The following is a 22,272-nucleotide window of genomic DNA, read 5'->3' on the forward strand; positions in this document are numbered from 1 at the left end:
AAGGCCGCCCCACCGGGCGCCCCCGCGCCCGCGCCGGCCGGTGGCCCGGACCGCTCCAGGCGGTCGAGCCGGGCCAGGACGGCGCGCTGGTCGTCGTACGCGGCGGGAAGGAGAACCCGCGCGCAGATGAGTTCGAGCTGGAGGCGCGGCGAGGTGGCACCGCGCATCTCGGTGAGGCCCTCGTTGACGAGGTCGGCGGCGCGGCTCAGCTCGGCGGCCCCGAAGACGGAGGCCTGCGCCTGCATCCGCTCGACGACGTCGGCGGGCGCGTCGATGAGCCCCTTCTCCCCGGCGTCGGGCACGGCGGCGAGGATCACGAGGTCGCGCAGCCGCTCCAGGAGGTCGGCGACGAAGCGGCGCGGGTCGTTGCCGCCCTCGATGACGCGGTCCACGACCTCGAAGGCGGCGGCCCCGTCCCCGGCGGCGAAGGCGTCGACGACGGAGTCGAGCAGCGAGCCGTCGGTGTACCCGAGGAGAGAGGTCGCCATGGCATAGGTCACACCGTCGTCGCCCGCACCGGCGAGGAGCTGGTCCATGACGGACATGGAGTCACGCACGGACCCGGCCCCGGCCCGCACGACGAGCGGCAGCACCCCGTCCTCGATCGCCACCTGCTCCTGCCCGCAGACCGCGCCGAGGTACTCGCGCAGGGTCCCGGGCGGCACGAGCCGGAAGGGGTAGTGGTGCGTACGCGAGCGGATCGTCCCGATGACCTTCTCGGGCTCGGTCGTCGCGAAGATGAACTTGAGGTGCTCCGGCGGCTCCTCGACGACCTTGAGCAGGGCGTTGAAGCCGGCCGACGTGACCATGTGGGCCTCGTCGATGATGTAGATCTTGTACCGGCTCGACGCGGGCCCGAAGAACGCCTTCTCGCGCAGGTCACGGGCGTCGTCCACGCCACCGTGCGAAGCGGCGTCGATCTCGATGACGTCGATGGACCCCGGCCCGTTCCTGGCCAGGTCCTGGCAGGACTGGCACTCCCCGCAGGGCGTGGGCGTGGGCCCCTGCTCGCAGTTCAGGCAGCGGGCGAGGATGCGGGCGCTGGTCGTCTTGCCGCACCCGCGCGGCCCGCTGAACAGATACGCGTGATTGACCCTGTTGTTGCGCAGGGCCTGCGACAGGGGGTCGGTGACATGCTCCTGCCCGATGACCTCGGCGAAGGTCTCGGGTCGGTAGCGGCGGTACAGCGCGAGGGACGACACACCTACGAGGTTATAGGCGCCCACCGACAAACGGCCCCGCGCACGACAACGCCCCCCACGCACCCGCCAGAGCCGACCTACCCTTGCTGCCTTCCGGCCCTGGGGGAGTTCAGTCAGATAGCGCCACGTGAGGGGCTGCCCGCCACCCTACCCGATCCCACCGGCAAGGATCGAGTTCGCGAGCACTCCCCCCGCTCATGTAATGTCTCCTGCGGAGGATTCGCCTAGAGGCCTAGGGCGCACGCTTGGAAAGCGTGTTGGGGGCAACCCCTCACGAGTTCGAATCTCGTATCCTCCGCCAGTGCCTCACCGGGCAATACGTTGAAGGGCCCCGCCGGGAACGGCGGGGCCCTTCAACGCGTTCTCGGGCGCCGTTGTCTGGTTTTTGTCCACAGGGCGCGCGAAGGTGATGTGTGCCCGGGCGGGCGCCGCTAGGGATGCAGTCGCTTCACCATGACTGCGTACACAGGTGAGTCGGCGAAGGGCTGCTGCTCGCCCGCCTTCTCGTAGCCCCACGTCTCGTACAGGTTCTGCACTTTGGAGTGGGTGACGTCGACCAGGAGTGTCGCGAGGTCTTCTCCGCGTTCCCTCAGCAGGGCTTCGTGAAGCCGCTGCGAGATCCCCTGCTTCCGCCACCGCGGGCGCACCATCACCTCGGAGACGGCATACGTCGCGGTGTACCCGTTGTTCGGCTCGAACGCGGTGGAACGCCACCACTCACGGCCCGGCTGGAGTGGGGCCCCGTAGGCGAAGCCGGTCGGCTCGTCACTGTCGAAGGCGACGACGCAGGTGAAGCCCTCCATCCCCGACCAGTGATCGACGAACCACGGGAACCGCTGGTGGAACTCGTTATCCATCGCATCCGCGTAGGCGTCGGCATGCACGTTGATCAGCAACTGCCGGAAGCCCCCGGGGAGGCTTTCCTTTCCGTAGTGGCGCAGATCGGTCGCCCTCGTCACGTTCGGCTCCATTCGTCTCGCATGCGGTCCGCCCAGTCGCGCGCGTACGTCGTCGACGGCGCCAGCCGGAACAGGTCTCGGTGGAAGTCCCCGATCAAGGTGCGCATTCGTCCCGGCAGTTGGGCGCCTTCCATGATCGCGAAGACAGTGGACGCGGTCGCGGTGGCCTGCTCCGGCTCGCCTTGGTGGAGTTGTGCCGAGGCGAGCTGGCAGGTGATGAGCGCGCGGTTCCGCTGGAACTCCGTCGGGAGCTTGGCCAGGGCCCGGTGCGCCATCGCCTCGGCCTCGGCGGGCTGCCCGTTGCGGTTCAGGACGATGGCCGCGAGGTGGTTGAGTTCGGCCGGCCCGTAGAACGCGGTCCATCGAGGACGCCTCTCGTCAGCCGCTTTCCGGTAGTTCTCCTGTGCCGCGCCCAAGGCCCGCCGAGCGGCCCGCAGGTCCCCCAGCGATGAGTGTGCGAGCGCGAGGCGGACGCGGCCCATGGAGCCGAAGAACGGGTCCCTGCGGGCAGCAGGAGAGGCGTTGGCCGCCCGCGCTGCCGCGAGCTGTTCGGGCCAGTTCTTCCGTTGGTACGCGAGCATGGCCATGTTGACCCACACGCGCATGCTCGTGGGCGGGTCCTGGGAGAGGCCGGCGAAGGTTGACGACTCGTGCAGGTAGGCCTGGGCCGTATCCAAGTCACGGAGGTCGATGCACGACCAGGCAGCGATGGTCGTGAACTCGGCCGCGAGTGCGTACAGCGCACGACGCACGCGTTCACCGGCGTTGCGTTGCTGAAGCTCCAGCACCTTGGCGCGCGCTTTGAGCGCCGAGGATGCCAACGAGGCGTGCCCGCCCTGACGGTCGTCGGCCTCGATGAGTTGGTTCAGACTTGCGGAGGCACGAGCCACGTCCGTCATGCCCACGGACCGCCGTTGTCCGACCATGGGAATGGCCGCGGCTGCCGTTCCGGTGGTGGATGCGATGAAGTCGCGTCGCCGCACGGGACCCTCCGGGGGATGTTGCATGGAGCTGGGTGCGCTGAACCCTAAGTCCGCCACCCGGCAGCCGAACACACGCTCAAGTGCTGCGCAAGTGCGTCCGATTGGACGCCGACTTGATCCGTTGAGCAGGTTGCGAACCGTCCGGGAGGAAATGTCGCCGGGACGGCCGGTGATCTCCTGGAGCGCGACGTTCAGGCGTGTCGCCAACTCCTCCTGTGTGAAGCCAAGTTGTTCAAGTCGGCTTCGAAGAACGAGATTCCCTCCCACGCACCGAACGTAGCGCTGTCATTACACAGCCGCCAAGAGTCCGGGTAATGGGGTCGCAAAGTCTTCCGCTTGGTCGGTGTGCACGAACCCGGGTTCCTTCCTGTCGCGATGCGTCCTGCGGTCGTTGACTGGTCATGGGCCGCCGATCCGAGTTCGGCGCGGCGGCACGGAGGAAGACCCGGTCCCGCATCGCTCGCCTGGACCGGCGACCCAGCCGGAGGGAAGACCTCATGACCATGACCGTCGCTCAACCGCACGCGACCGGCGCCTCGCATTACACAGCGGAAATGCCCTGCGTCCGTGAGTCGGCGAGCTGCGCCCGCGCTCTCATCTCCAGCGTGCTGGCGGTCTGGGGCATGGACGGCGACGTGGCCGATCGCGGAAAGCTCATCGTCACCGAGCTGCTGGCCAACGCCGTGGAGCACACGGAGACGACGGTGACGAAGATCCGCGTCGAGCGTCCGGTCGACCGCACCGTCCGCATCGAAGTCTCCGACCTTTCACACAACGCTCCTCACCTGAAGGCGGCGGACCCCGGCGCGGAGAGCGGCCGGGGCCTGAGATTGGTCGCGGCCATGAGCTTGCGGTGGGGGTACGACTACCACCCGTGGGGCAAGGTCACCTGGGCAGAGGTCGAGGCTCGTGCGAGGAACGAGCCGTGAGCACCGCAGGGGCTTCGAAGCCGCCGGTCGAGGGCGTCTCGCTTCGTGATCGCCGGTCTGATCGAAGGGCTGATCGAGGCCGGCTGCATCAAGGGATGCGCGTGATCCACGCTTCCAGCCAACCGCCTGCCACCCGAGAAGCCGGTCAGGGCGCACCGGCTTCCCGCAGGCGTGGGCCTCCCCCGTCCAAGGCGAACCGACCGGAGAACGGGGTGCGGTCGCCCCCATCTCCCTGCCCATACGGCACACGACCCGATCCGCATCTCCCCCACACGCCCGACCGAAGGACATTCATGACGAACACGACCGTCGAGCCCGACGAGGCTAGGCGCCTGCGGAACAAAGTGGTGGACGAGTTGCGCGCGGACGGCACTCTCTCCTCCCCGCAGGTCGAGGCCGTGATGCGCAAAGTGCCCCGCCACGCGTTCATCCCCGACACCCCGCTCGACAAGGCGTACGACACGTATGCGGCGGTGATCACCAAGACCGATGAGCACGGTGTACAGACCAGCTCCGTCTCCGCCCCGCAGATCCAGGCCATGATGCTGGAGCAGGCGCAGGTGAAGCCCGGAATGCGAGTGCTGGAGATCGGCTCGGGCGGTCTGAACGCGGCCTACCTCGCCGAACTCGTCGGTCCTGACGGCGCAGTCGTCACCGTGGACATCGACGCCTCCGTCACCGACCGCGCGTCGTGGCTCCTGGAGGAACACGGCTACGACCAGGTCCGCGTCCTCACCGCCGACGCGGCCGAGCCCCTGCCCGTCGAGGGGGCCGATGTCGTCCTGGTGACCGCCGGGGCCTGGGACATCGCCCCGGCGTGGATTGCGCAGCTCAAGCAGGGCGGCCGGCTTGTGGTGCCGCTGCGAATGCGCGGCCTTACCCGTTCGATCGCCTTCACCCGGGTCGCGGGCGAGCACGGCCCCTACCTGGAAAGCGAGTCGGCGCGGATCTGCGGTTTCGTCCCGATGCAGGGCTCCACCGCCCACCGCGAAGACCTCCTCCTCGTCAACGGCACCCCGGAGATCGGGCTGAGGTTCGATGACGGGCTGCCGAGCGATCCGCACCGGTTGAACAATGCCGTCACGTTCCCGCGCCACGAGCTGTGGACCAGCGTCGTCATCGGCCTTTCCGAGCTCATCGACACCCTCCAGATGGCCATGGCGATCAGCCTGCCGGGCTTCTGCACGATGGCCGTCGACGAGGACTTGGACACCGGGCTGGTCGCCCCTGTGAACAAGCGGTTCTCCCTCGCCGCCGTCGAGGACGACACCTTCGCCTACCTCGTCACCCGCCGCACCGGGGACAACAAGCACATCGAGTACGGCGTGCACGCCCTCGGCCCGCACGCGAAGCAGTTCGCCGACAAGGTCGCCGACGTGCTGCGCGGCTGGAAGACCGACCGGCGCGGCGGCCCCAGCCCGGTCATCCGGATCTACCCGGCCGACACCCCTGACGACCAGATCCCGGCCGACCGGGTCATCGACAAGGTGCGCAGCCGGGTCTCGCTCTCCTGGCCCTCGGCGTAACGCCGGGAGCCAGGTCGTCCCACACCATCCGAACACCAAGAGGAAAGGCACGAACATGACGAGCGCCACCCTGGCCCCGCCCGCCCCGCCGACGGACCTGAACGACGACTTCGCGCCCCTGGACGTGAAGGTCGTCATCGCCGAGCACGCGTACGGCAAGCTGATGTGCTCGACGGGTGACGGCTGCGGCTCCACCTGCGCGACCGGCGCCTCCGCCTGCGGTTCCTTCACGGAGGACCCGGCCTGATCCACGGCTCCTTCACAGAGGACTGGGCCTGATTGCAGGCCGTTCCCTGCCTGTGAGCCGGGCGAAGTGCTTCGCCCGGCTCACAGGCCCCTCACCTGCCCCGCCAGACGGAGGGCACCATGGCTTCCCGAACAGTCGCCGACTACCAGTGGCAGGGCGCCGCTCTGCTGCGCGCCACCACCAGCCCCGGGCCGGCAGACATCCCCCGCACCCTCGACCTGGACAACACGGCCGTCACCTGCGGGTGGCTGAACCGCATCTGGCAGCGCGAGTCCTTCCGCAGCGCGCTGGGGCTGGCCACCCCCGTCCTGTCCGACGCCATCGAGGCAGTCGTCCAGGGCCGGCAGACCGAGCCCCGTCACGTCCGCCGCACCGCCGTATCGACCGCCTCCTACCTCCTGCGGTGGCAGCACCGGCCGACCCCGCTGGGCCTGTTCGCCGGCACCGCCCCGGTGACGGTCGGGCCCCGGGCGACCGCGCGGTGGCGCGATAAGCACCGCGTGCTGATGCGGCCGGACTCCGAGTGGGTCACCGATCTGGTCCTCCGGCTCCAACGCACCCCCGCGTTACTGAATCGGCTCCCGCTCGTCGCCAACAACTCCGCCCACACCCGGGGCGATCGGCTCGTGGCGCCGGGCCCGCCCTCCGATGGCTACGCCATCCTTCTGGCCCCGGTCGAGATATCTGTCCGCAACGCCCGGCCGGTGGCCGCCGCGATGAGCGCGGCCCGCACCCCTATCCCCTACGGCAATCTGCACGGCCACCTGCGCGACGTCTTCCCGCAGGCCGCCCCGGAGCAGATCGACGCTCTTCTCACAAGCCTGGTCGAGCAGCAGTTCCTCATCACCAGCCTGTGGGCGCCCATGACCACGGTGGACGCCTTCCAGCACCTGTGCCACGAGCTGGAACGGCACGGCGCGGACGGCATCCTGGAGGTGCGGGACCTGGTCCACGAGCTGTACGCGCTGCGCGACGAAATATCCGCCCACCAGCCGGCGCTCTCCGACACCAACGTGAGCGCCACCGCCGCGCGGATGCGTGCCCTCACCCCCGTCACGCCGACACCGCTGCTCATTGACACCACCCTCGACTGCGAGATCCAGCTCCCGCAGGCCGTGATCGCGGAAGCGCAGGCAGCCGTGTCAGCCCTTTACCGGACCACCCCGCAGCCCTACGGCTATCAGCACTGGCGCGACTACCATCGCCGGTTCCGGGCCCGGTACGGCGTCAGCGCCCTGGTGCCGGTGATGGACCTGGTTGCCGACAGCGGCCTCGGGCTGCCCGCCGGATACATCGGCTCCGAACGCGGAGCCGCCCTGAAGGTGCGCACCGAACGCGACGAACTGCTGCTCGCGCTGATGCAGCAAGTCCTCCTCGACGGCCGCGACGAACTGCGGCTGACGGACGACGTGGTCAACGCCCTGGAGAAGGCTGCCGGAACGGACGAGCGGCTGTTCGTGCCACGAGTGGAGGCCGCCTTCGAGATCCACGCCCCCAGCACCCGGGCGCTGTCCAGCGGCACGTTCGACCTCCTGCTCACGGCGGTGCCCCGCCCCGGCAGCAGCATGGCGGGCCGGTTCGCTCACGTCCTGCCGCCCGGGCACCAAGACGCACTCGCCACCAGCTACCGCGGGGCACCGGACCGCCTCGCGGCGCAGCTGGTGTTCCCGCCGCGTCGGCACCGCAACGAGAACGTCACCCGTACGCCGCAACTGCTGCCGCACAAAATCGAGTTGTCCGGCCACCAAGAGAACGAAGAGACGACGATCCGGCTCGCCGACATCGCCGTAACCGCCGACCCGCGCAGTTTCCATCTCGTACAGCTCTCCACCGGCCGGCCCATCGACGTGCGTGTCCTGCACGCCTTGGAAGGCGGAACCCAGACCCCGCCGCTGGCCCGGTTCCTGGCAGAGGTGGCCAACGGGCGGTACGCCGCCTACAAGCCGTTCGACTTCGGCGCCGGTTCTCGGCTCCCGTACCTCCCCCGGGTCCGCTACCGCCGCACCATCCTCACGCAGGCCCGATGGCTGCTGATGGCCGACGACCTGCCCGGCCGGAAGGCCCTGCGGCAGGAGTGGGAGGACGCCTTCACCGCCTGGCGGGAGCGGCTGCGGGTTCCGATGCAGGTCGCTGTCATCGAGTACGACCAGCGCCTCCCCCTCGACCTGTGCCACCCGGTCCACCTCCGGGTCCTTCGCGCCCATCTCGACAACGCCCGGCGCGTGGAGCTGCGCGAGGTACCGGACGCAGACGCCCATGGCTGGATCGGGCGGGCGCACGAGATCTGGCTCTCCCTGGGCCGGGTGGAGCCTGACATCCCCTTCGTGCCCCGGCCACTCCCCGCCACGGCGACGGCCACCAGGAGGCACTTCCCGGGGGCCGGCGGCATCCTTCTCGCGCAGCTCCACGCCCACCCTCGCCGCTACGACGAGATCCTGAGCCACCACCTCCCCCACCTGCTCGCCGCGTTCGGGGAGGAGCCGCCTACTTGGTGGTTCACCCGCCACCGTGAGATGGCCCGGCCGGACGCCGACCAGCACCTCGACCTCGCCCTGCTCCTGTCACCGGACTCGTACGAAGTGGGCGCACGGCACGTCCGCGCCTGGGCCGACAGCCTGCACACGATGGGACTCGCGTCCGGACTCGCCCTGGCCCCGTACCAGCCGCAGACCGGACGCTTCGGCCACGGGCCGGCCATGGACGCCGCGCACCAGGTGTTCGCCGCGGACTCTGCCGCCGCCCTTGCGCAGATCCAGCTCACCGAGCGCCCCGACGCCTTCGCCCCGCAGGCCCTCGCCGCCGCCAGCGCCCTGCGCCTCGTCACACACCTGGCACCGGACGCTGCGGCGGCCGAAGAGTGGCTGGTGTGCAACCTCCCCACGGGTTCCGGACGGTTGGACCGGACCCTACGCAGCCAAGTGCTCGAACTCACCGGGCCGAACGGTGCCTCTGCGCTCGCGACCCTCCCCGGGGGTCCGCAGGTCACCGAAGCGTGGCGGGCCCGCGCCGCCGGGGTGGACGCCTACCGGACGGCATTGATCGGTGAGCGTGATCCACTCGACGTCGCCCGGTCGCTGCTGCACCAACACCATGTTCGAGCTCTTGGCGTCGATCCGCGCAGCGAGGAGACCACGATCCGGCTCGTGCGTACAGCGGCCCTCCAGCATCGAATGGCGGCCCGATGACCACGCTGGCAACCACCGCCGCGACAATCTTGGAGCAGCACACAGCCGATCTGGCTGAACCCACTCCCCCGCCCCCGGAGGAGCCCTGGGCGGTGCAGTCGCTCGCCGACGGCGCTGCCGGAATCAGCCTGCTGCACATCGAGATTGCCAGCAGATACGGCGGCTCCTGGCGTTCCGCCCACCGGTGGATCACGAGTGCGGCGTCGGGGCCCATCAGCGCGGCCGACCAGACGGGCCTGTACCTCGGCGCCCCGGCCGTCGGCTTCGTCCTCACCGCCGTCCCTCCCGCCTACCAGCATTTGTACGCCTCGGCGCGCACGATCCTGCACCAGCACATCACCGACCTCGCCAACCGCCGCGTAGACGCCGCGCTCGCCCGCATCGACAGGGGAGACCTGCCGACCTTCGCGGAGTACGACCTCTTCTACGGCCTCACGGGGATCGGCGCCTACCTCCTGCGCACCGAGCCCGAGGGCCCGGCCCTGGGAAGGATCTTGCAGTACCTCGTCGCCCTGACCCGGCCGCTCGCCCTCAAAAGGCGAGGGCTACCCGGCTGGTGGGTCCGCCACGACCCGGCGCGCGGCGAGTCCCCCCACTTCCCGGGCGGACACGGCAACTTCGGTGCCGCGCACGGCATCACTGGCCCACTCCTCCTCCTGGCCCAGGCCCTGCGCCGCGGCCTCACCGTCCCCGGCCACCAGGACGCCATGTTCACCATCTGCGCCCACCTCGACGCTTGGTGCCAGCACGGTGACTCCGGCCCCTGGTGGCCCGAACACATCTCGCGGCGCGATTTCGACCGCGGACGCCCCCACCACGATGCCCCCACCCGTCCGAGCTGGTGCTACGGCACGACAGGCATCGCACGGGCCGGCCAGCTCGCCGGGCTCACCCTGCGCTCGCCCACGCTCCAGAAGTTCTACGAGCACGCCCTGTACCGGGCCTTGACCGACCCCGCGCAACTAAACCTGGTCACAGACAACGGCCTCTGCCACGGATGGGCAGGCATCTGCCAGACCGCTCACCGCGCAGCCGCAGACGCGCTCGACGCACGGCTGCGCATCCTCCCGGACCGTCTCGGTCACGCCCTCACCTCCTCCGGCCAGCCTGGCACCTCCTCGACTCCCGGCCTGATCAACGGCACGGCTGGCACCGCACTCGCCCTCACCACGTTCGCCTCGAAGCAGGCACCGAGCACTGGATGGGACGCATGTCTCTTGATCAACTGACCCAGACAAGTGAGCCGGGCCCGACGCAGCACGCCGTCCTCGCCGTCCTGACCGGCCTGCCGCTCACCGATGCAGCGCGCCAGTACCGGATGGACCCAGTGGTCCTTTCCGACGCGGTCGCGATCTACGACCAGGCCGGCCGGGAAGCCCTGGTCCGCCACGCGGCCACCACCGACTGGTGGCAGACGTACCTTCACTTCACGGACTGGTCGAACGCCGACACCGCCTTCACCGCGCACGTCCTGCCGATCCTGCGCGAGGCGGAGGCCGCTGCAGCGATCGACGGCTGGTGGTACACCAGAAAACACCCCTGCTGGCGCCTGCGCCTACGGGTCCAGCCCGCGCACGAAGCCAAGTTGGCCATCGAAGACGGCTTCAACCGCCTCGTCTCCGAAGGCCGCCTTCAACGCTGGTGGCCCAGCATCTATGAACCTGAAACTCCGGCGTTCGGCGGAACAACCAGCATGACCGCCGCGCACGCCCTCTTCATCACCGACAGCCGAGAGATCCAGCAGCTGCACCAGTGCGGCGGCCTCAGCATCGGCCCCAGGGAGCTGTCCGTCCTCCTGTGCACGATCATGATGCGCGCCGCCCGGCTGGAGTGGTACGAGCAGGGCGATGTCTGGGACCGCGTCATCACGACGGAACACCGCTCGGTCATCAGCGACGTTCCGCAGGAACGGCTCGACGCCCGAGCCCAGGAGATCCGCCCCCTACTTCTCGCCGACAGCGACGCTCTGCTGCGTCCTGGGGGCCCGCTGGCACCCGTCGCCAAGTGGGCCGACGCGTTCCGCAGCGCCGGCCGCACACTCGCCCGCGGCGTCCAGGACGGAACACTCGACCGCGGACTGCGGCAGGTGCTCAGCTACCACGTGATCTTCCACTGGAACCGGCTCGGACTGTCCATGCGTGGGCAAAGCATCCTGGCTTGGGCGGCCAGAGCTGCGATTCTGCACTGTGGCGACGAAGAATAGAGCCCATTGCGCAAGGTTCCCAGTATCGACGGCGTCCCGCCGGGCGCTCTAGGGAGCTCGCAGCTCAAACCTGCCGGTTGCCCGTTGACCGGGCTGGGCAGATCTGAGGGCGGGCACGAGCGTCGAGAGGGGAATCGTGGCACGGAAGAAGTCGCTGGCCGGACAGTTGCTGAAGGCGTACCAGGACTCGAAGAAGGCCAAGGCCGCCGAGCAGAAACGTCTGGAACAGGAACAGGCCCGCAGGGCCCGCGCCGCCGAGCAGGCCCGGACCCGCGAGGAGCGGGCCCGAACGCAGCAGGAGCGGGAGCAGGCCCGGGAGTGGGAACGTGCGCGGAAGGAGAAGGAACGGCAGGACACGGAGCGAGCTCGCAAGGCCGCGCAGATCGAGCGTGAGCTGGAGAAACGCCAAACCGCTAAGAAGCAGGACGAGGAGCGTCGCAAACGAGACGACGCCAAAGCCAAGGCTACCGCCGAGCGGCAGGCGAAGCTGGCGCGCACCGAAGCGCTGAAGGCCGAGGCAATCGACCGTACGACGCAGGTTCAGGAACGGATCGAGTCCCTCGAAGCGATCCTCCTGCGGCCGACAGTTCTGTACGGTCACCGGACGGCCGTGGAGGACGCCTTCAGCAGCAGCGGACCGGACGGCCTGGTCGAAGCGATCGAGGGGGCCCTGGCGGAGCTGCCTGATCCAGAGGGCCTGCGGGGCGAGTGGCGTGCCGCGTTCGCACCCGAGACGCGCGAACTGGTCGTAGAAATGGATCTGCCGGGACAAGAGGTCGTGCCCCCAGTCGCACAGTTCCGCTTCAAGGCCACCGCACCGGCTGCGGTCGTCCCGCAGCCCAGAAAAGAGGCGGAGGTCAAGCAGCAGTACGCACGGCTCGTCGCTCGCCTGGCGCTGCGCGCCATCAACGAGGTGCTCGCCGCCAGCCCGCCGTCACTCGTCGATGTCGTCGCCTTTAACGGCCATGTCCGGAGCAAGGACCGGGCCACCGGGAAGGCGATCCGTCCCTGCCTGGTCAGTGTGCGCAGCAGTCGCGAGGACTTCGAGGACCTGGTACTGGACGAGCCCATGCTCGACCCGGTCCAGTGTCTGCGCCGCCTCAATGCCATCGTCTCCCAGCATCCCTACGACCTCGAACCGGTCCGACCCGTGGTCACGTTCGACCTCAGCAAGTACAAGTTCGTCCCCGAGGTGGACGTCGTGGCCGGACTCGACAGCAGGCCGGACCTGCTGATGCTCGATCCCATCGAGTTCGAGCACCTCATCCGGCGCCTCTTCGAGGCGTACGGAATGAAGGCGTGGGTCACCCAGGCGTCACGGGACGACGGGATCGACGCCGTCGCGACGAACGAAGATCCGATGACGGGTGGCCTGTGCATCATCCAAGCCAAGCGCACCAAGAACACGGTCCCGGCGGAAGCCGTCCGGGCGCTGGCCGGCGTCATGCACGACAAGGCCGCCGCGAAAGGCATCCTCGTCACCACCGCATGGTTCGGGAAGACCAGCCTGGACTTCGCTCAGCGAACCGGCCGCATGCAGCTCATCGACGGGCGCGGACTCAAAGCACTGCTCCAGGAACAGCTCGGCATCGACGCCCTGATCGGGCTCCCGAAGGTTCCGCCCGGTTGGGTTCCGGCAGACCTCAAGTGAGGAACAATCCGTCAGCCCACTGAGCGCGGCGAGGCGCTCGTGAGAGCCGTCGCCGGGGCGGCACGGCTCTCACCTGCGGCCCGGACGCCATCTGATCAGCTTGCCGATATCTAAGCAGACACAACGTTGCCCTCAGACCCCGTTGTCCTTGTTTTTGTCCGCAGCGGTTGCATCCGGGGGCCTATACATCCTTTTCAGAAGGGGGGTTCGTCACTATATACAGGCAATTCAATTCTAGCCGCTAGCTCCCCGTAGCCCGCCTTTTCCAGCAGTGCGACATAGTCAGACCTGTCAGCCCATGGAATTGCAGACATCAAAACGTCTCGCATCTCCCCGTCTTCAATCTCATCCATCCCGACCATGAAACGCCGCCCGTCGGACGCCATTCCTTCAAGGATTGCATTCCTCTCTGTAAGCTCACCGTAGTCACTAAAGTGGGTTACCACCTCTATGATGCGATCTTCTTTCCTACTGCTTCCCACGTACGTCAGCATATTTTGCGCATCTCTACTCAACTCTGCGGATTGAAGGCTCTTGACTGCGCTCCTCAGCGAGGGTGCTAGGTGCCAGCAAGCCAGGCTAGTGAGGAACTTCTCCACGTATCGAGCGAGGTCAGCGCGTCGGAGGCCGACAACGATGACGGGAGAATTCCTTAGTGGTTGAGCCTTGGCTGCAACTCTCAACAACGTTCCAGCGGTCGCACTATTAGCAGGAGACCAGTCCGACCATGGATCGTTAGAGTTTCTCTCCGGAAGAGGGAAGATAGTTTCGAACGCGGATATGCACTGGACAATTTCTTGCGGGCTCGCCGCGCCAGCCCATTCCATTAGACTCTCACACGACATCTGTGCTCGATGCATCTCACTAGCCACGTGCGGCAGCCATGTGACAAGCGGGGCTCCCTCGGACTGCGAAATAAGGTCAAGCAAATCCGTCATTCCCGCATTCCGCAGAGGGGTCGCATCCCACACGCGCGAGCCGCCTATATTTTCTGAACCTGCGACGCCTCCAGCCCCTGAGACAGGGTCACTATTTCCACTCGCTGCCACAAATTTAGCTCGCCATGTATTTTCGTCAACTTCCTGTGGCGTCAGCGGGGTGCCATTCCGCTTCCCGTATTCGGCAATTGCGGCCACAAGTGCAAGTATCTGGTGCAACCTCGCGGGGCTTTTTCCCGATAGCTTTTCTTGAATTGTAGAGCGAGCCATCGAGCGATTGCGCCCTTGTCTATCCAGCAGGCGTTCTATTTCCCGTACCGAAGGATTACCGACCCTAATCCGCAGGTCTCTCAGTTGCTTGGCGAGACTGTTCGTCAAGGCTCCCCCCGTCGCGTGTCTGTGAGTGTCCGGGGCCGTCCGGAACCGTCCGGGCACGTCCGGACACGTCCGCTGGCATCCATAAGACTGGAGAGAAGCCTAGGCCAGAGCGCTGTCTTCCGTCCGGTAACTGCCGGATCTGACCGCGAAGTTGGCGTTCCAGTATCCGGACAGATTCACTCGAACAACACGAATCCCGTTCCCTCCGCTGGACCGGCAGGAACGGGGTGCGCCTCACTGTGATCAGGCTTGTGCGAGCCCGAATGAAAGGTTGGAGTGCCGCCGTGTCGAAGATTGACGGGCCTCTGGACAACGAGACTACCGAAGCTCAGCGCCGAAGGATCGACCTTTGGTTTCGTGCTGTGGCGTCGGCTTCCGGACTCTTGACGGCTGTGGCAGCGATCGTCGGCGCTTTGAAGAGCTGAGCTGCTGACCGGATCCGCTCTTGATCAGTTGCCCCTGCAGGTGGGCGTGCCGTGGTCACGACGAGAGGCGCTGGCCGGGGTGCAGGAGGGTTGCAGTCCGGGTTGCATCCACCTCCGTTCGCTGGGGTTCACAATGCCGATTGGCAACGATCCGCCGCAGTTCAGGATCCTGACGAACGCATCCGGGCACCCGTGCGAACACTTGGAAAGCGTGTTGGGGGCAACCCCTCACGAGTTCGAATCTCGTATCCTCCGCCATTGCTCTCACCGGGCAATACGTTGAAGGGCCCCGCCGCGAGGTGGGGCCCTTCTTCGTGATGTTCAGCATTCATCACCTTGGCGTCCTGACGCCCCCGCCGGGCTCTCCACTGAGCGGCACCGACCGACATGCTTCATCAACGGAGCGCAAGAGCCCCGGACGCACCCGGGCCGGCACCACGGGCCGACCGCGTCGGCGGGCGGGCGTCAGGATGGTGATACGGATCGGCAGCGGACTGCTTCGGACCGCGCCCGCGCCACTGAACCCACAAAGATCGTCACCAGGGTTAAGGCGGAGAGGAGTCGGGTGTCATGTTTCGGGAGGAAATGCCTCCCATGATCGATAGATCGGTCGTGGATAAAGCACGTAAAAACTGCCGCCGGGCGAGATAACGTCGCAGGTCAACTGCTGCGATCCCCGCGCATGCGGGGGTGGTCCCGCGGTACCGCCCCTCCTGGCCGCGCACCTTCTGTGATCCCCGCGCATGCGGGGTGGCCCTGCTGGCGGCAGGGCTCAGGGAAAGGGGGTTGGTCCGCGCGTATGTGCCGTGGCCCCCAGGGCTCCGGCTCCCAAGCTGCAACGAAGGGTTCACGCGCGTGTGGGGCGGTCCCCCTCGGTCTCCGGGGCGAGGTCCCGGGCTCGCCTGCGCGCGTACGCGGAGTCACGAGCCCTCTTGGCCAGGGCTGGGCGCCGTCTCGTTGTCGTGCTGCCGTGGTGTCGGTGGCCGGCGTGCGGGGCGCCTCGCGGGCGGGGCCGGGGCCCGGTGGCGCCGTGGGAGCCGGGGGCGCGGCCGGGGAGGCCCGCTCACCATCCCTCCAGCAGTTCCTCCTCGCTTTTCTCTTCCTGGCCGCCGGCCTCCTCCGATTCCTCCAGTTCGAACCAGACTGTTTTGCCCTCGGGTTCGGGGCGGACGCCCCAGGCGGAGGCGAGGAGGTCGAGGAGGATGAGGCCGCGGCCGGAGGAGGCGAGTTCGCCGGGGGCTTGTTGGTGGGGGAGTTCGTCGCCCTGGTCGGTGACTTCCACGCGGAGGTGGCGGGTGCCCGCGTGGCCGAGGAGGCGGGCGGCGAGGGCGGCGGACTGGTCGGTGTGGACGAGGACGTTGCCGAGGAGTTCGGAGGTGAGGAGGACCGCCGTGTCGACCTGCTCCTGGCGGGCCCAGTCGTGGAGGAGGAGGCGGAGTTCCTCGCGCGCCTCGGCGAGGCCCTCGGGGCGGTCCTGGCGCAGGGTGAGGACGAGGCGGCGTTCGGGGATCGTGCCCGTGGCCTGTTCGGGGTGGGCGTCGCGGCGGAGCAGGAGGAGGGCGATGTCGTCGCCGCCGTGGGTGGGGGCGGATTCCGGGTCGGGGGTCTCGACCGTGGCGAGGAGGCGGTCGGCCATGCCTTCCAGGTCGCCCGGGTCGGAGTCGGTCAGCGCGTCGCGCAGCCGGGTCCAGCCGGTGAACATGTCGTCGCCGCCGTTCTCGATGAGCCCGTCGGTGCAGAGCATCAGGATCTCGCCGGGGTCGAGTTCGAGGAGGTCGACGGGGTAGTCGTTGGCGCCGCCGAGCAGGCCGAGGGGGAGTCCGCCGCGTACGTGCTTGATCAGGCACGTACCGTCCGGCAGGCGCAGGACGGGGTGCGGGTGGCCCGCGCGGGCGAGCATGAGGACGCCGGTGGCGGGGTCCGCCTCCACGTACAGGCAGGTCGCGAAGCGGTCCTCGTCGAGGGCGGCGAGGAAGCGGGAGGTGCGGGCGAGGATCGCGTCGGGGCCGTGGCCCTCGGCCGCGTACGCGTGGACCGCCGTGCGCAACTGCGACATGAGGCCGGCGGCGTGCACGTCGTGGCCCTGTACGTCGCCGACGACGCACGCGATCTTGCCGCCGGGCAGCTGGATCACGTCGTACCAGTCGCCGCCGACCATGAGGCCGCCGCCGGTCGGTACGTAGCGGTTCGCGACGCTCAGGCCCTTGCGGACGCCGCCGGCCGCCGCGCCCATGCTGGAGCGCAGTCCGCGCGAGAGGGCGAGTTCGGCGGCGCCGGTGCGGGAGCGTTCGAGGGCGCTGGTGAGGAGGGCCGCGGCGGTACGGAGCAGGGCGCGGTCGGCGGTGGTGAAGACGCGCGGGGCGCCGAAGGCGGCGAGCCACACGCCCTGGACCTTGCCGCCGGTCACGAGCGGCAGGAACGCCCATGCCTCGCGGCCCCGACGCGGGGTGAGGCGCCATATCGCGGGGTAGCCGCGCGCGTACGCCTCGGGGGATTCGAGCCAGACGGCGCGGCCGGTGTGCGCGACCTCCGTGGCCGGGTGGCGGGTGCTCAGCGGCATCCGCAGTCCGCCGGTGGTCTCCGTCTGGCCGGGGGCGCGGTAGCCGGACTGGCCCTCGGCGTGCAGGAAGTTCTCGCCGACGCCGAAGACGACCTGGCCGTTGAGGTCGAAGCCCTGTTCGTCGCGCAGCCGGGCCGTGACCCGCAGGGCCTCGTCGATCGTGACGGTCTCGGCGAGTTCGTGGCCCGTGGCGAGGAGGGCCGCGGCGCGGGAGGGGATGGGGTGCGGCGGGGGCGGGGGTTGCGGGAAGGGTTCTTCGAGGGGGCGCTCCGGGTCCTGGACGTGCGTGCTGTCGTTCTTGGCCCAGGTGGGGTCGGGGGCGCCCTTCTCCTTGCCCGCGGGGGACCGGCGGGGGGGTTCGAGTGCGTTGAGGTGGTCGATCTGGGCGCGTTCGGCGGCGCTGTGGCCGTCGTCCGGGTCCTGGCCGCCGCCGGGGGCCCGGCCACCGTCCGGCTCGCGGCCGCCCTTGCGGTCCCGGCTGCCTTCCGGGGCCCGGCTGCCTTCCGGGGCCCGGCTGCCGTTCGGGGCCTGGCCGCCGGGCGGTGTCGCTCCGCCTCCGCCTCCGGTCACCGTGCCCGCCTCTCGCCGTCCCGCTACGGGTCCGGGCGGCCATCGCGTGGGGACGTACCGGCCCGTTCCCCCCATCGTCGGGGGGATGCGGGCCGGGTGCAGTCCGGGAGGGGGCTGATCGGGCGACGGGGGGCCGGGGAGGTGCGCGGGCGGGCGCTACGAGCCCGGCGCGCTCATTCCCCCGTACCGGCCGTGAACGGGCCCACGCGCGGCACGCTCGCCTTGCCGGTGTTGCTCACCGGGCCGCCGTTCCACGCGGCCTTGAGGTAGTCGCGCTCGTCGGGCGGGGTGAGGCGGATCGCGGCCGGGGTGATGGTCGTGACGCCGGTGGCGCGCGGGTTGGTGAAGGTGAGCGGGGACCAGGCGCTCTTGCCGGGGGCGAGGGAGACGCGTTCCTTGGTGCCGGGGGCGCGTTCCGGGTCGACGGTGACCTGCTCGCCCGCGTCGTTGACGAAGGCGAGGCCGGGGTAGCCGTAGACGGTGCAGGTGCGGGAGGAGGTGTTGGTGAGGACGAGCGCGAAGCCCTCCTGACCGGCGCCGGGGTGGTTGTCGCCGACGCGCACGGAGAGTTCCGAGGTGTGGCACTGAGCGCTCGCCGCGGGCTTCGCGTCGGAGCCGGAGCCGGAGTCGGAACCGCTGCCGGAGCCGGTGCCGCTCGTACTCGTACCGCCGCCGGTCTTCGCGCCGCCGCCGTTCGCGCTCTCGTTCCCGCTCGGCGTGGACGCGCCGCCGCCGGGGGTCGCGGGGGTGCTCGGGTCCTTGCCGCTCCCGTCGCCCGCACCGGGGTCGGCCTGGTCGCCGGGGAGCGGGGCCGCCTGGCTGTCGACCTTCTGCGCGGCGTCCGTGCCGCCTCCGTCGTTGCCGCCGCAGGCGGTGAGGAGCAGGGCCGCGGCGGCGAGTGCCGCGGCCGTCGTGCCGGCCCGGCGGGCCCTGGTGGTCTTCCCGGTGGTCGTGCGCATGGTGGTCTCCGCGTCCTGTGGGGGGCTTCGCCGAGTACGGCCCGCTTACGTACTTCTTCGATGCGTGGTCACCGGGGAAAGTTCACGGCCGTGCGGTGCTTTTTCCCGCCGGGGCCAGTTTCAGCCCGTTCAGTACCTTTTTCGTCGCTCCGTCGCAGGTGTCCCCGTCCTCCGCGCAGCGGATCTGCACGTACGCGCCGCGCGTGCCGCCGTCCCGGGGGGCCAGCGCGGCTTCGGAGAGGCGGTGGCCCGCGCAGCCCGTCCAGGTGCGTACGACTCCTTTCCACTCACCCTCGTCCCATTCCTCCTCCTTCGGCTCCCGGCAGCCGCCGTGGCGCAGGGACTCGACGGCGGCCGTGAGGGGCGCGGCGTCCTTCGTGCCGAGGTCGACGGCGCCCGCGAAGACGCCGTTGACGCCGCTGTCCGGGTCGGACCAGTCCGAGACCTTCGTGGCGACCGTGACGCCCGGCTCCTTCGCCGCGGGCAGGCCGATCGCCGCGGGGTCCCAGCCGCCGTCGGCGTACTCGCGCGCCCAGGCGGCGGGGACGGTGAGGCGGAGGTCGCCGCTGGCGTCGGCGATGCGGCGGGCGGTGGGGCTCTTCCCGGCGCTGGAGTCGTCGCCGGTCTCGCGGAGCGCGAGCGCGGTACCGGCGGCGGCGAGGGCGAGGACGGTGAGGGTGACGAGGAGGTGGCGGGGGCGGAGCCGGCGGCGGGTGGGGGGCTGGGCTGTCCGTACGGGGGTCGGAATTGCTGGTACGGGCGTGGGGGCGGCCGGTACGGGCGTGGGTTCCTTCGGTACGGGCGTGGGGGCCGCCTGCGGGGCGGGGCTCGGCGTGGGGCGTACTCCCCGTAGCGGCTCGTCCTCCCGCTCCCGTACCCCTTCCGGTGGCACCGTGTCCGCGAGCCGCGTCCGTACCGTCTCCAGTTCGCGGGCGAAGTCCGCGGCGTGGGGCGGGCGGTCGTCGGGGGCCGGGGCGAGGGCGCGCAGGGCGAGGGCGCTGACGGGGGCGGGGAGGTCGGGGCGGAGTTCGGCGGGGGGCAGGACGCGTCCCGGCGGGCCCGGGACCGTACCGGTGACGAGGTGGTAGAGGAGCGCGCCGAGGCCGTAGACGTCGACGCGCGCGTCGATGCCTTCGGGCGGGGGGTCGGACTGCTCGGGCGCCATGTACCCGGCGGAGCCCGCGACGACGGTGAGGCCCGAGGAGGCGGCGAGGTTCTTGGCGAGGCCGAGGTCGGCGACGAGGACGCGTTCGGTTCCCGCGCGGACGGGTCCGGGGCCGCCGGGGCTCTTGAGCAGGACGTTCGACGGCTTGATGTCGCGGTGCACGATGCCCGCCGCGTGCAGGGCCGCGACGCCGGTCGCGGCGCCCGCCACGAGGCGGAGGGCTTCGGCGAGCGGGGGCGGTCCGGCCATGAGGAGGTCCTCGACCGTGCCGGCGTCGGCGTACTCCATGACGAAGTAGGGCCGGTCGTCCTCCAGTTCCCCGATGTCGTAGACCTGCACGACCCCGCCGGAACCGGCCTGGCGCAGCAGCCGGGCCTCGCTCAGGAAGCGTTCCCTGATGTCGAGGCGGCCCGCCCAGTTGTCGGCGAGGACCTTGACGGCGACAGGGGCTTGCAGCCGTTCGTCCTGGGCGAGCCAGACGACGGCGAAGGCGCCGGAGCCGAGCCTGCGCTGCACCAGGTACCGGCCGATCCGCTGAGGTGGGGGCATGCCTTTTATGATGCCCAGATGCTCATCGTGGCTCCGCGTCCCCTCCCTTCTTTTCGCCGCGGCGGTTGTTTTCCCTCGCCGGGGCAGACTGGTACGGGGGTGAGGCGATGAACGCGTACGGGGACGTCCCGGACACCGAGGCGCTCGCCGCGGCGGCGGCCGGTGGCGACGCGGGGGCATTGGACGCGCTGTTGCGGGCGGTGGAGCCCGAGGTGGTGCGGCGGTGCGGGCGCTTCCTGCTCCACCGCGAGGACGCGGAGGAGGCGGCGCAGGATGTGCTGCTCCAAGTGGCGCGGAACATCGGGCGGTTCGAGGGGCGCAGCAAGTTCAGTACGTGGCTGTACACGATCGTGGCGAACTGCGCGCGGCAGAAGTACCGCGAGCTGAAGCGGCGGGCCGCCGAGCAGCCGCTTCCCGCCGACGAGCACCAGCGGCCCGACCCGCGCACGACGAGCGTGATCGCCGGCTCGCGGCTCGACCTCCTCGAAGCGCTCGACCGGCTCGAACGCGACAGCCCGCACCTGGTCGCGCCGCTGGTCTACCGGGACATCTGCGAGATGGACTACACGGAGATCTCGGAGCGGACCGGGATTCCGCTGGGAACGGTGAAGTCGCGGCTGCACCACGCGCGACGGCAGGTGCGGCCCTGGCTGGTGGTGGGGGACGGGGGCGCGTCGGTGCGGGGGGACACCGGGAACCGGTGACCCCCGGGCGCCTCCTCAGCCCCCCACCCTCCGGAGCACCGTCCCCACGAGCCGGGTCAGCTCCGCCCGGCCTTCCGCCCCGAGGTGCGCCGTCGCCTGCGTCAGCCGCCGCGTGATCTCCTCGGCCCCCTCCTCCGCCAGGCGCCGCCCCTCCTCGGTCAGGCTGACCAGGACCGCGCGGCCGTCGTGCGGGGACGGGGAGCGGCGGACCAGGCCGCGCTTCTCGGCGCGGCCGACCAGGCCCGTCATCGAGGACTTGTCCAGGCCCAGGTGCCGGCCCAGTTCGAGCATCCCGGCCTGCCGGTCGCGCAGTACCCCGAGGAGGCGGAGCTGGATGACCGAGAGGTCGTGCGCGGCACCGGTCGCCGTGAGGACGCCCTGCACGAGGAAGGACAGCTGCACGAGCGCGTCGACGGTGTTCAGCGGGGCGTCGTCCGGGAGCAGCGGGGCCTCGTCCGCGTTCAGCGGCGCCTCAGCCGAGGTCGGGGGCAGAGGCGGGGTCGGTTCGGCGGTCGGCATACGGGCGGGACTCCTTGCATTGGTACGTGGCACGAACTACTCTCAATGTAGTACGTGCCGCGTACTACATTAGCGCGCCGCACCCCGCCTGCCCATCCCTCGCCACCCCCGGAGACCGCCATGCGCGCAGCCCTCGTCCGTACCTTCGGCACCCCTCCCCGCTGCGAGGAGGTCGACGCCCCGCAGGAGGCGGGCCCCGGCGAAGTCCTTGTCGACGTCCTCGCTGCCGGTCTGCACCCCCGCGTCCGCTCCGCCGCCGACGGCAGCCACTACACCTCGCGCGGTACCCTGCCGCTCGTCCCCGGCATCGACGGTGTGGGACGCACGGAGGACGGCGGACTCCTCTACTTCGTCGCCCCCGACACCGCCCTCGGCACCATGGCCGAACGCGCCCTCGTCGACCGTCGCCGTGCCGTCCCGCTTCCCGCCGGTACGGACCCGCTCGCCGTCGCCGCCGGGATGAACCCGGCCATGTCCTCCTGGGTCGCGCTGCGCCGCCGCGTCGCCTTCGCCCCCGGCTCCTCCGTCCTCGTCCTGGGCGCCACGGGGAACGCCGGGCGGCTCGCCGTCCAGGTCGCGCGGCGGCTCGGGGCCGCGCGCGTCGTCGGCGCCGGGCGTGA

At 70.0% G+C, this 22,272-nt stretch carries 17 protein-coding genes, 2 tRNA genes and 1 other RNA gene; 11 read left to right on the top strand and 9 right to left on the bottom strand.

Annotated features, from left to right (window positions below; translation table 11 throughout):
• Nucleotides 1-1,202: DNA polymerase III subunit gamma and tau (locus G3I42_RS01655; RefSeq protein ID WP_164282073.1), on the bottom strand; the 1,202-nt coding region annotated here is incomplete at its 3' end.
• A gap of 41 nt (nucleotides 1,203-1,243) precedes the next feature.
• Nucleotides 1,244-1,342: signal recognition particle sRNA small type (gene ffs / locus G3I42_RS01660), an RNA gene on the bottom strand.
• A 73-nt stretch (nucleotides 1,343-1,415) separates the two neighbouring features.
• Between ffs and G3I42_RS01665 the strand changes: the two genes are divergently transcribed.
• A tRNA-Ser gene (locus G3I42_RS01665) sits at nucleotides 1,416-1,503 on the top strand.
• 130 nt (nucleotides 1,504-1,633) lie between these two features.
• Here G3I42_RS01665 and G3I42_RS01670 read toward each other — a convergent pair.
• Both G3I42_RS01670 and G3I42_RS01675 read right to left on the bottom strand, forming a co-directional pair.
• A complete protein-coding gene (locus tag G3I42_RS01670; protein WP_164282074.1) occupies nucleotides 1,634-2,161 on the bottom strand; it encodes a GNAT family N-acetyltransferase in 528 nt (175 codons plus the stop codon).
• On the bottom strand, nucleotides 2,158-3,144 hold the full coding sequence (locus G3I42_RS01675) for an XRE family transcriptional regulator (RefSeq protein WP_343244418.1): 987 nt from the start codon (nucleotides 3,142-3,144) through the stop codon (nucleotides 2,158-2,160). Before G3I42_RS01675 ends, G3I42_RS01670 begins: the two co-directional genes overlap by 4 nt.
• A gap of 497 nt (nucleotides 3,145-3,641) precedes the next feature.
• Between G3I42_RS01675 and G3I42_RS01680 the strand changes: the two genes are divergently transcribed.
• From G3I42_RS01680 to G3I42_RS38360, 7 genes are all read left to right on the top strand, one after another.
• Nucleotides 3,642-4,073 carry an ATP-binding protein gene (locus G3I42_RS01680; protein WP_239096200.1) on the top strand — a complete coding sequence of 144 codons (432 nt, stop codon included), beginning with the start codon at nucleotides 3,642-3,644 and terminating at the stop codon, nucleotides 4,071-4,073.
• A gap of 293 nt (nucleotides 4,074-4,366) precedes the next feature.
• Complete coding sequence (fxlM, locus tag G3I42_RS01685; protein ID WP_164282076.1) at nucleotides 4,367-5,599, top strand: methyltransferase, FxLD system; 1,233 nt, start codon at nucleotides 4,367-4,369, stop codon at nucleotides 5,597-5,599.
• A gap of 55 nt (nucleotides 5,600-5,654) precedes the next feature.
• Nucleotides 5,655-5,846, top strand: coding sequence for an FxLD family lanthipeptide (locus tag G3I42_RS01690; protein ID WP_164282077.1), 192 nt, complete (start codon nucleotides 5,655-5,657; stop codon nucleotides 5,844-5,846).
• Nucleotides 5,847-5,965: 119 nt separating this feature from the next.
• Nucleotides 5,966-9,031, top strand: coding sequence for a lantibiotic dehydratase (locus tag G3I42_RS01695; RefSeq protein ID WP_164282078.1), 3,066 nt, complete (start codon nucleotides 5,966-5,968; stop codon nucleotides 9,029-9,031).
• Entirely contained in the window at nucleotides 9,028-10,260 is a 1,233-nt protein-coding gene (locus G3I42_RS01700) for a lanthionine synthetase C family protein (protein ID WP_164282079.1), read from the top strand. The genes G3I42_RS01695 and G3I42_RS01700 overlap by 4 nt, the downstream gene beginning before the upstream one ends.
• Nucleotides 10,242-11,234 (top strand): thiopeptide-type bacteriocin biosynthesis protein, encoded by a 993-nt coding sequence (locus tag G3I42_RS01705; RefSeq protein WP_164282080.1) that lies wholly within the window; start codon nucleotides 10,242-10,244, stop codon nucleotides 11,232-11,234. Before G3I42_RS01700 ends, G3I42_RS01705 begins: the two co-directional genes overlap by 19 nt.
• A 136-nt stretch (nucleotides 11,235-11,370) precedes the next feature.
• The gene (locus G3I42_RS38360) at nucleotides 11,371-12,885 is read left to right on the top strand and encodes a restriction endonuclease (protein ID WP_164282081.1); all 1,515 of its coding nucleotides are present in this window, start codon (nucleotides 11,371-11,373) and stop codon (nucleotides 12,883-12,885) included.
• 194 nt (nucleotides 12,886-13,079) lie between these two features.
• Here the strand turns inward: G3I42_RS38360 and G3I42_RS01715 are convergent, their stop codons facing one another.
• Entirely contained in the window at nucleotides 13,080-13,484 is a 405-nt protein-coding gene (locus G3I42_RS01715; RefSeq protein ID WP_164282082.1) for a hypothetical protein, read from the bottom strand.
• Nucleotides 13,485-14,710: 1,226 nt separating this feature from the next.
• On the opposite strand from G3I42_RS01715, the gene G3I42_RS01720 reads away from it, so the two are divergent.
• Nucleotides 14,711-14,884: transfer RNA gene (locus G3I42_RS01720), tRNA-Ser, on the top strand.
• Nucleotides 14,885-15,689: 805 nt separating this feature from the next.
• On the opposite strand, the gene G3I42_RS01725 is transcribed toward G3I42_RS01720, so the two are convergent.
• The 3 genes from G3I42_RS01725 to G3I42_RS01735 all read right to left on the bottom strand — a co-directional run bounded on the left by G3I42_RS01725 (nucleotide 15,690) and on the right by G3I42_RS01735 (nucleotide 20,429).
• Nucleotides 15,690-17,756: an ATP-binding SpoIIE family protein phosphatase gene (locus G3I42_RS01725; RefSeq protein WP_343244419.1), complete on the bottom strand. Its 2,067-nt coding sequence runs from the start codon at nucleotides 17,754-17,756 to the stop codon at nucleotides 15,690-15,692.
• 173 nt (nucleotides 17,757-17,929) lie between these two features.
• Complete coding sequence (locus tag G3I42_RS01730) at nucleotides 17,930-18,715, bottom strand: DUF4232 domain-containing protein (protein WP_164282083.1); 786 nt, start codon at nucleotides 18,713-18,715, stop codon at nucleotides 17,930-17,932.
• Between the two features lie 82 nt (nucleotides 18,716-18,797).
• Nucleotides 18,798-20,429, bottom strand: a complete 1,632-nt coding sequence (locus G3I42_RS01735; protein WP_164282084.1) for a serine/threonine-protein kinase — start codon at nucleotides 20,427-20,429, stop codon at nucleotides 18,798-18,800.
• A gap of 107 nt (nucleotides 20,430-20,536) precedes the next feature.
• Here G3I42_RS01735 and G3I42_RS01740 point away from each other — a divergent pair, with 107 nt between their 5' ends.
• A complete protein-coding gene (locus tag G3I42_RS01740; protein ID WP_164282085.1) occupies nucleotides 20,537-21,133 on the top strand; it encodes a sigma-70 family RNA polymerase sigma factor in 597 nt (198 codons plus the stop codon).
• 15 nt (nucleotides 21,134-21,148) lie between these two features.
• On the opposite strand, the gene G3I42_RS01745 is transcribed toward G3I42_RS01740, so the two are convergent.
• Nucleotides 21,149-21,652: a MarR family transcriptional regulator gene (locus G3I42_RS01745; RefSeq protein WP_164282086.1), complete on the bottom strand. Its 504-nt coding sequence runs from the start codon at nucleotides 21,650-21,652 to the stop codon at nucleotides 21,149-21,151.
• Between the two features lie 120 nt (nucleotides 21,653-21,772).
• Here G3I42_RS01745 and G3I42_RS01750 point away from each other — a divergent pair.
• Nucleotides 21,773-22,272: zinc-binding alcohol dehydrogenase family protein (locus G3I42_RS01750; protein ID WP_164282087.1), on the top strand; the 500-nt coding region annotated here is incomplete at its 3' end.

This window comes from Streptomyces sp. SID11385 (assembly GCF_010548245.1).
Lineage (GTDB): Bacteria > Actinomycetota > Actinomycetes > Streptomycetales > Streptomycetaceae > Streptomyces.

Bases quoted from the DNA above. Each gene is read 5' to 3' on its own strand.
- G3I42_RS01680 (WP_239096200.1), top strand. From the start codon at position 3,642: ATGACCATGACCGTCGCTCAACCGCACGCGACCGGCGCCTCGCATTAC.
- fxlM (WP_164282076.1), top strand. From the start codon at position 4,367: ATGACGAACACGACCGTCGAGCCCGACGAGGCTAGGCGCCTGCGGAAC.
- G3I42_RS01690 (WP_164282077.1), top strand. From the start codon at position 5,655: ATGACGAGCGCCACCCTGGCCCCGCCCGCCCCGCCGACGGACCTGAAC.
- G3I42_RS01695 (WP_164282078.1), top strand. From the start codon at position 5,966: ATGGCTTCCCGAACAGTCGCCGACTACCAGTGGCAGGGCGCCGCTCTG.
- G3I42_RS01700 (WP_164282079.1), top strand. From the start codon at position 9,028: ATGACCACGCTGGCAACCACCGCCGCGACAATCTTGGAGCAGCACACA.
- G3I42_RS01705 (WP_164282080.1), top strand. From the start codon at position 10,242: ATGTCTCTTGATCAACTGACCCAGACAAGTGAGCCGGGCCCGACGCAG.
- G3I42_RS01730 (WP_164282083.1), bottom strand. From the start codon at position 18,715: ATGCGCACGACCACCGGGAAGACCACCAGGGCCCGCCGGGCCGGCACG.
- G3I42_RS01735 (WP_164282084.1), bottom strand. From the start codon at position 20,429: ATGCCCCCACCTCAGCGGATCGGCCGGTACCTGGTGCAGCGCAGGCTC.
- G3I42_RS01740 (WP_164282085.1), top strand. From the start codon at position 20,537: ATGAACGCGTACGGGGACGTCCCGGACACCGAGGCGCTCGCCGCGGCG.
- G3I42_RS01745 (WP_164282086.1), bottom strand. From the start codon at position 21,652: ATGCCGACCGCCGAACCGACCCCGCCTCTGCCCCCGACCTCGGCTGAG.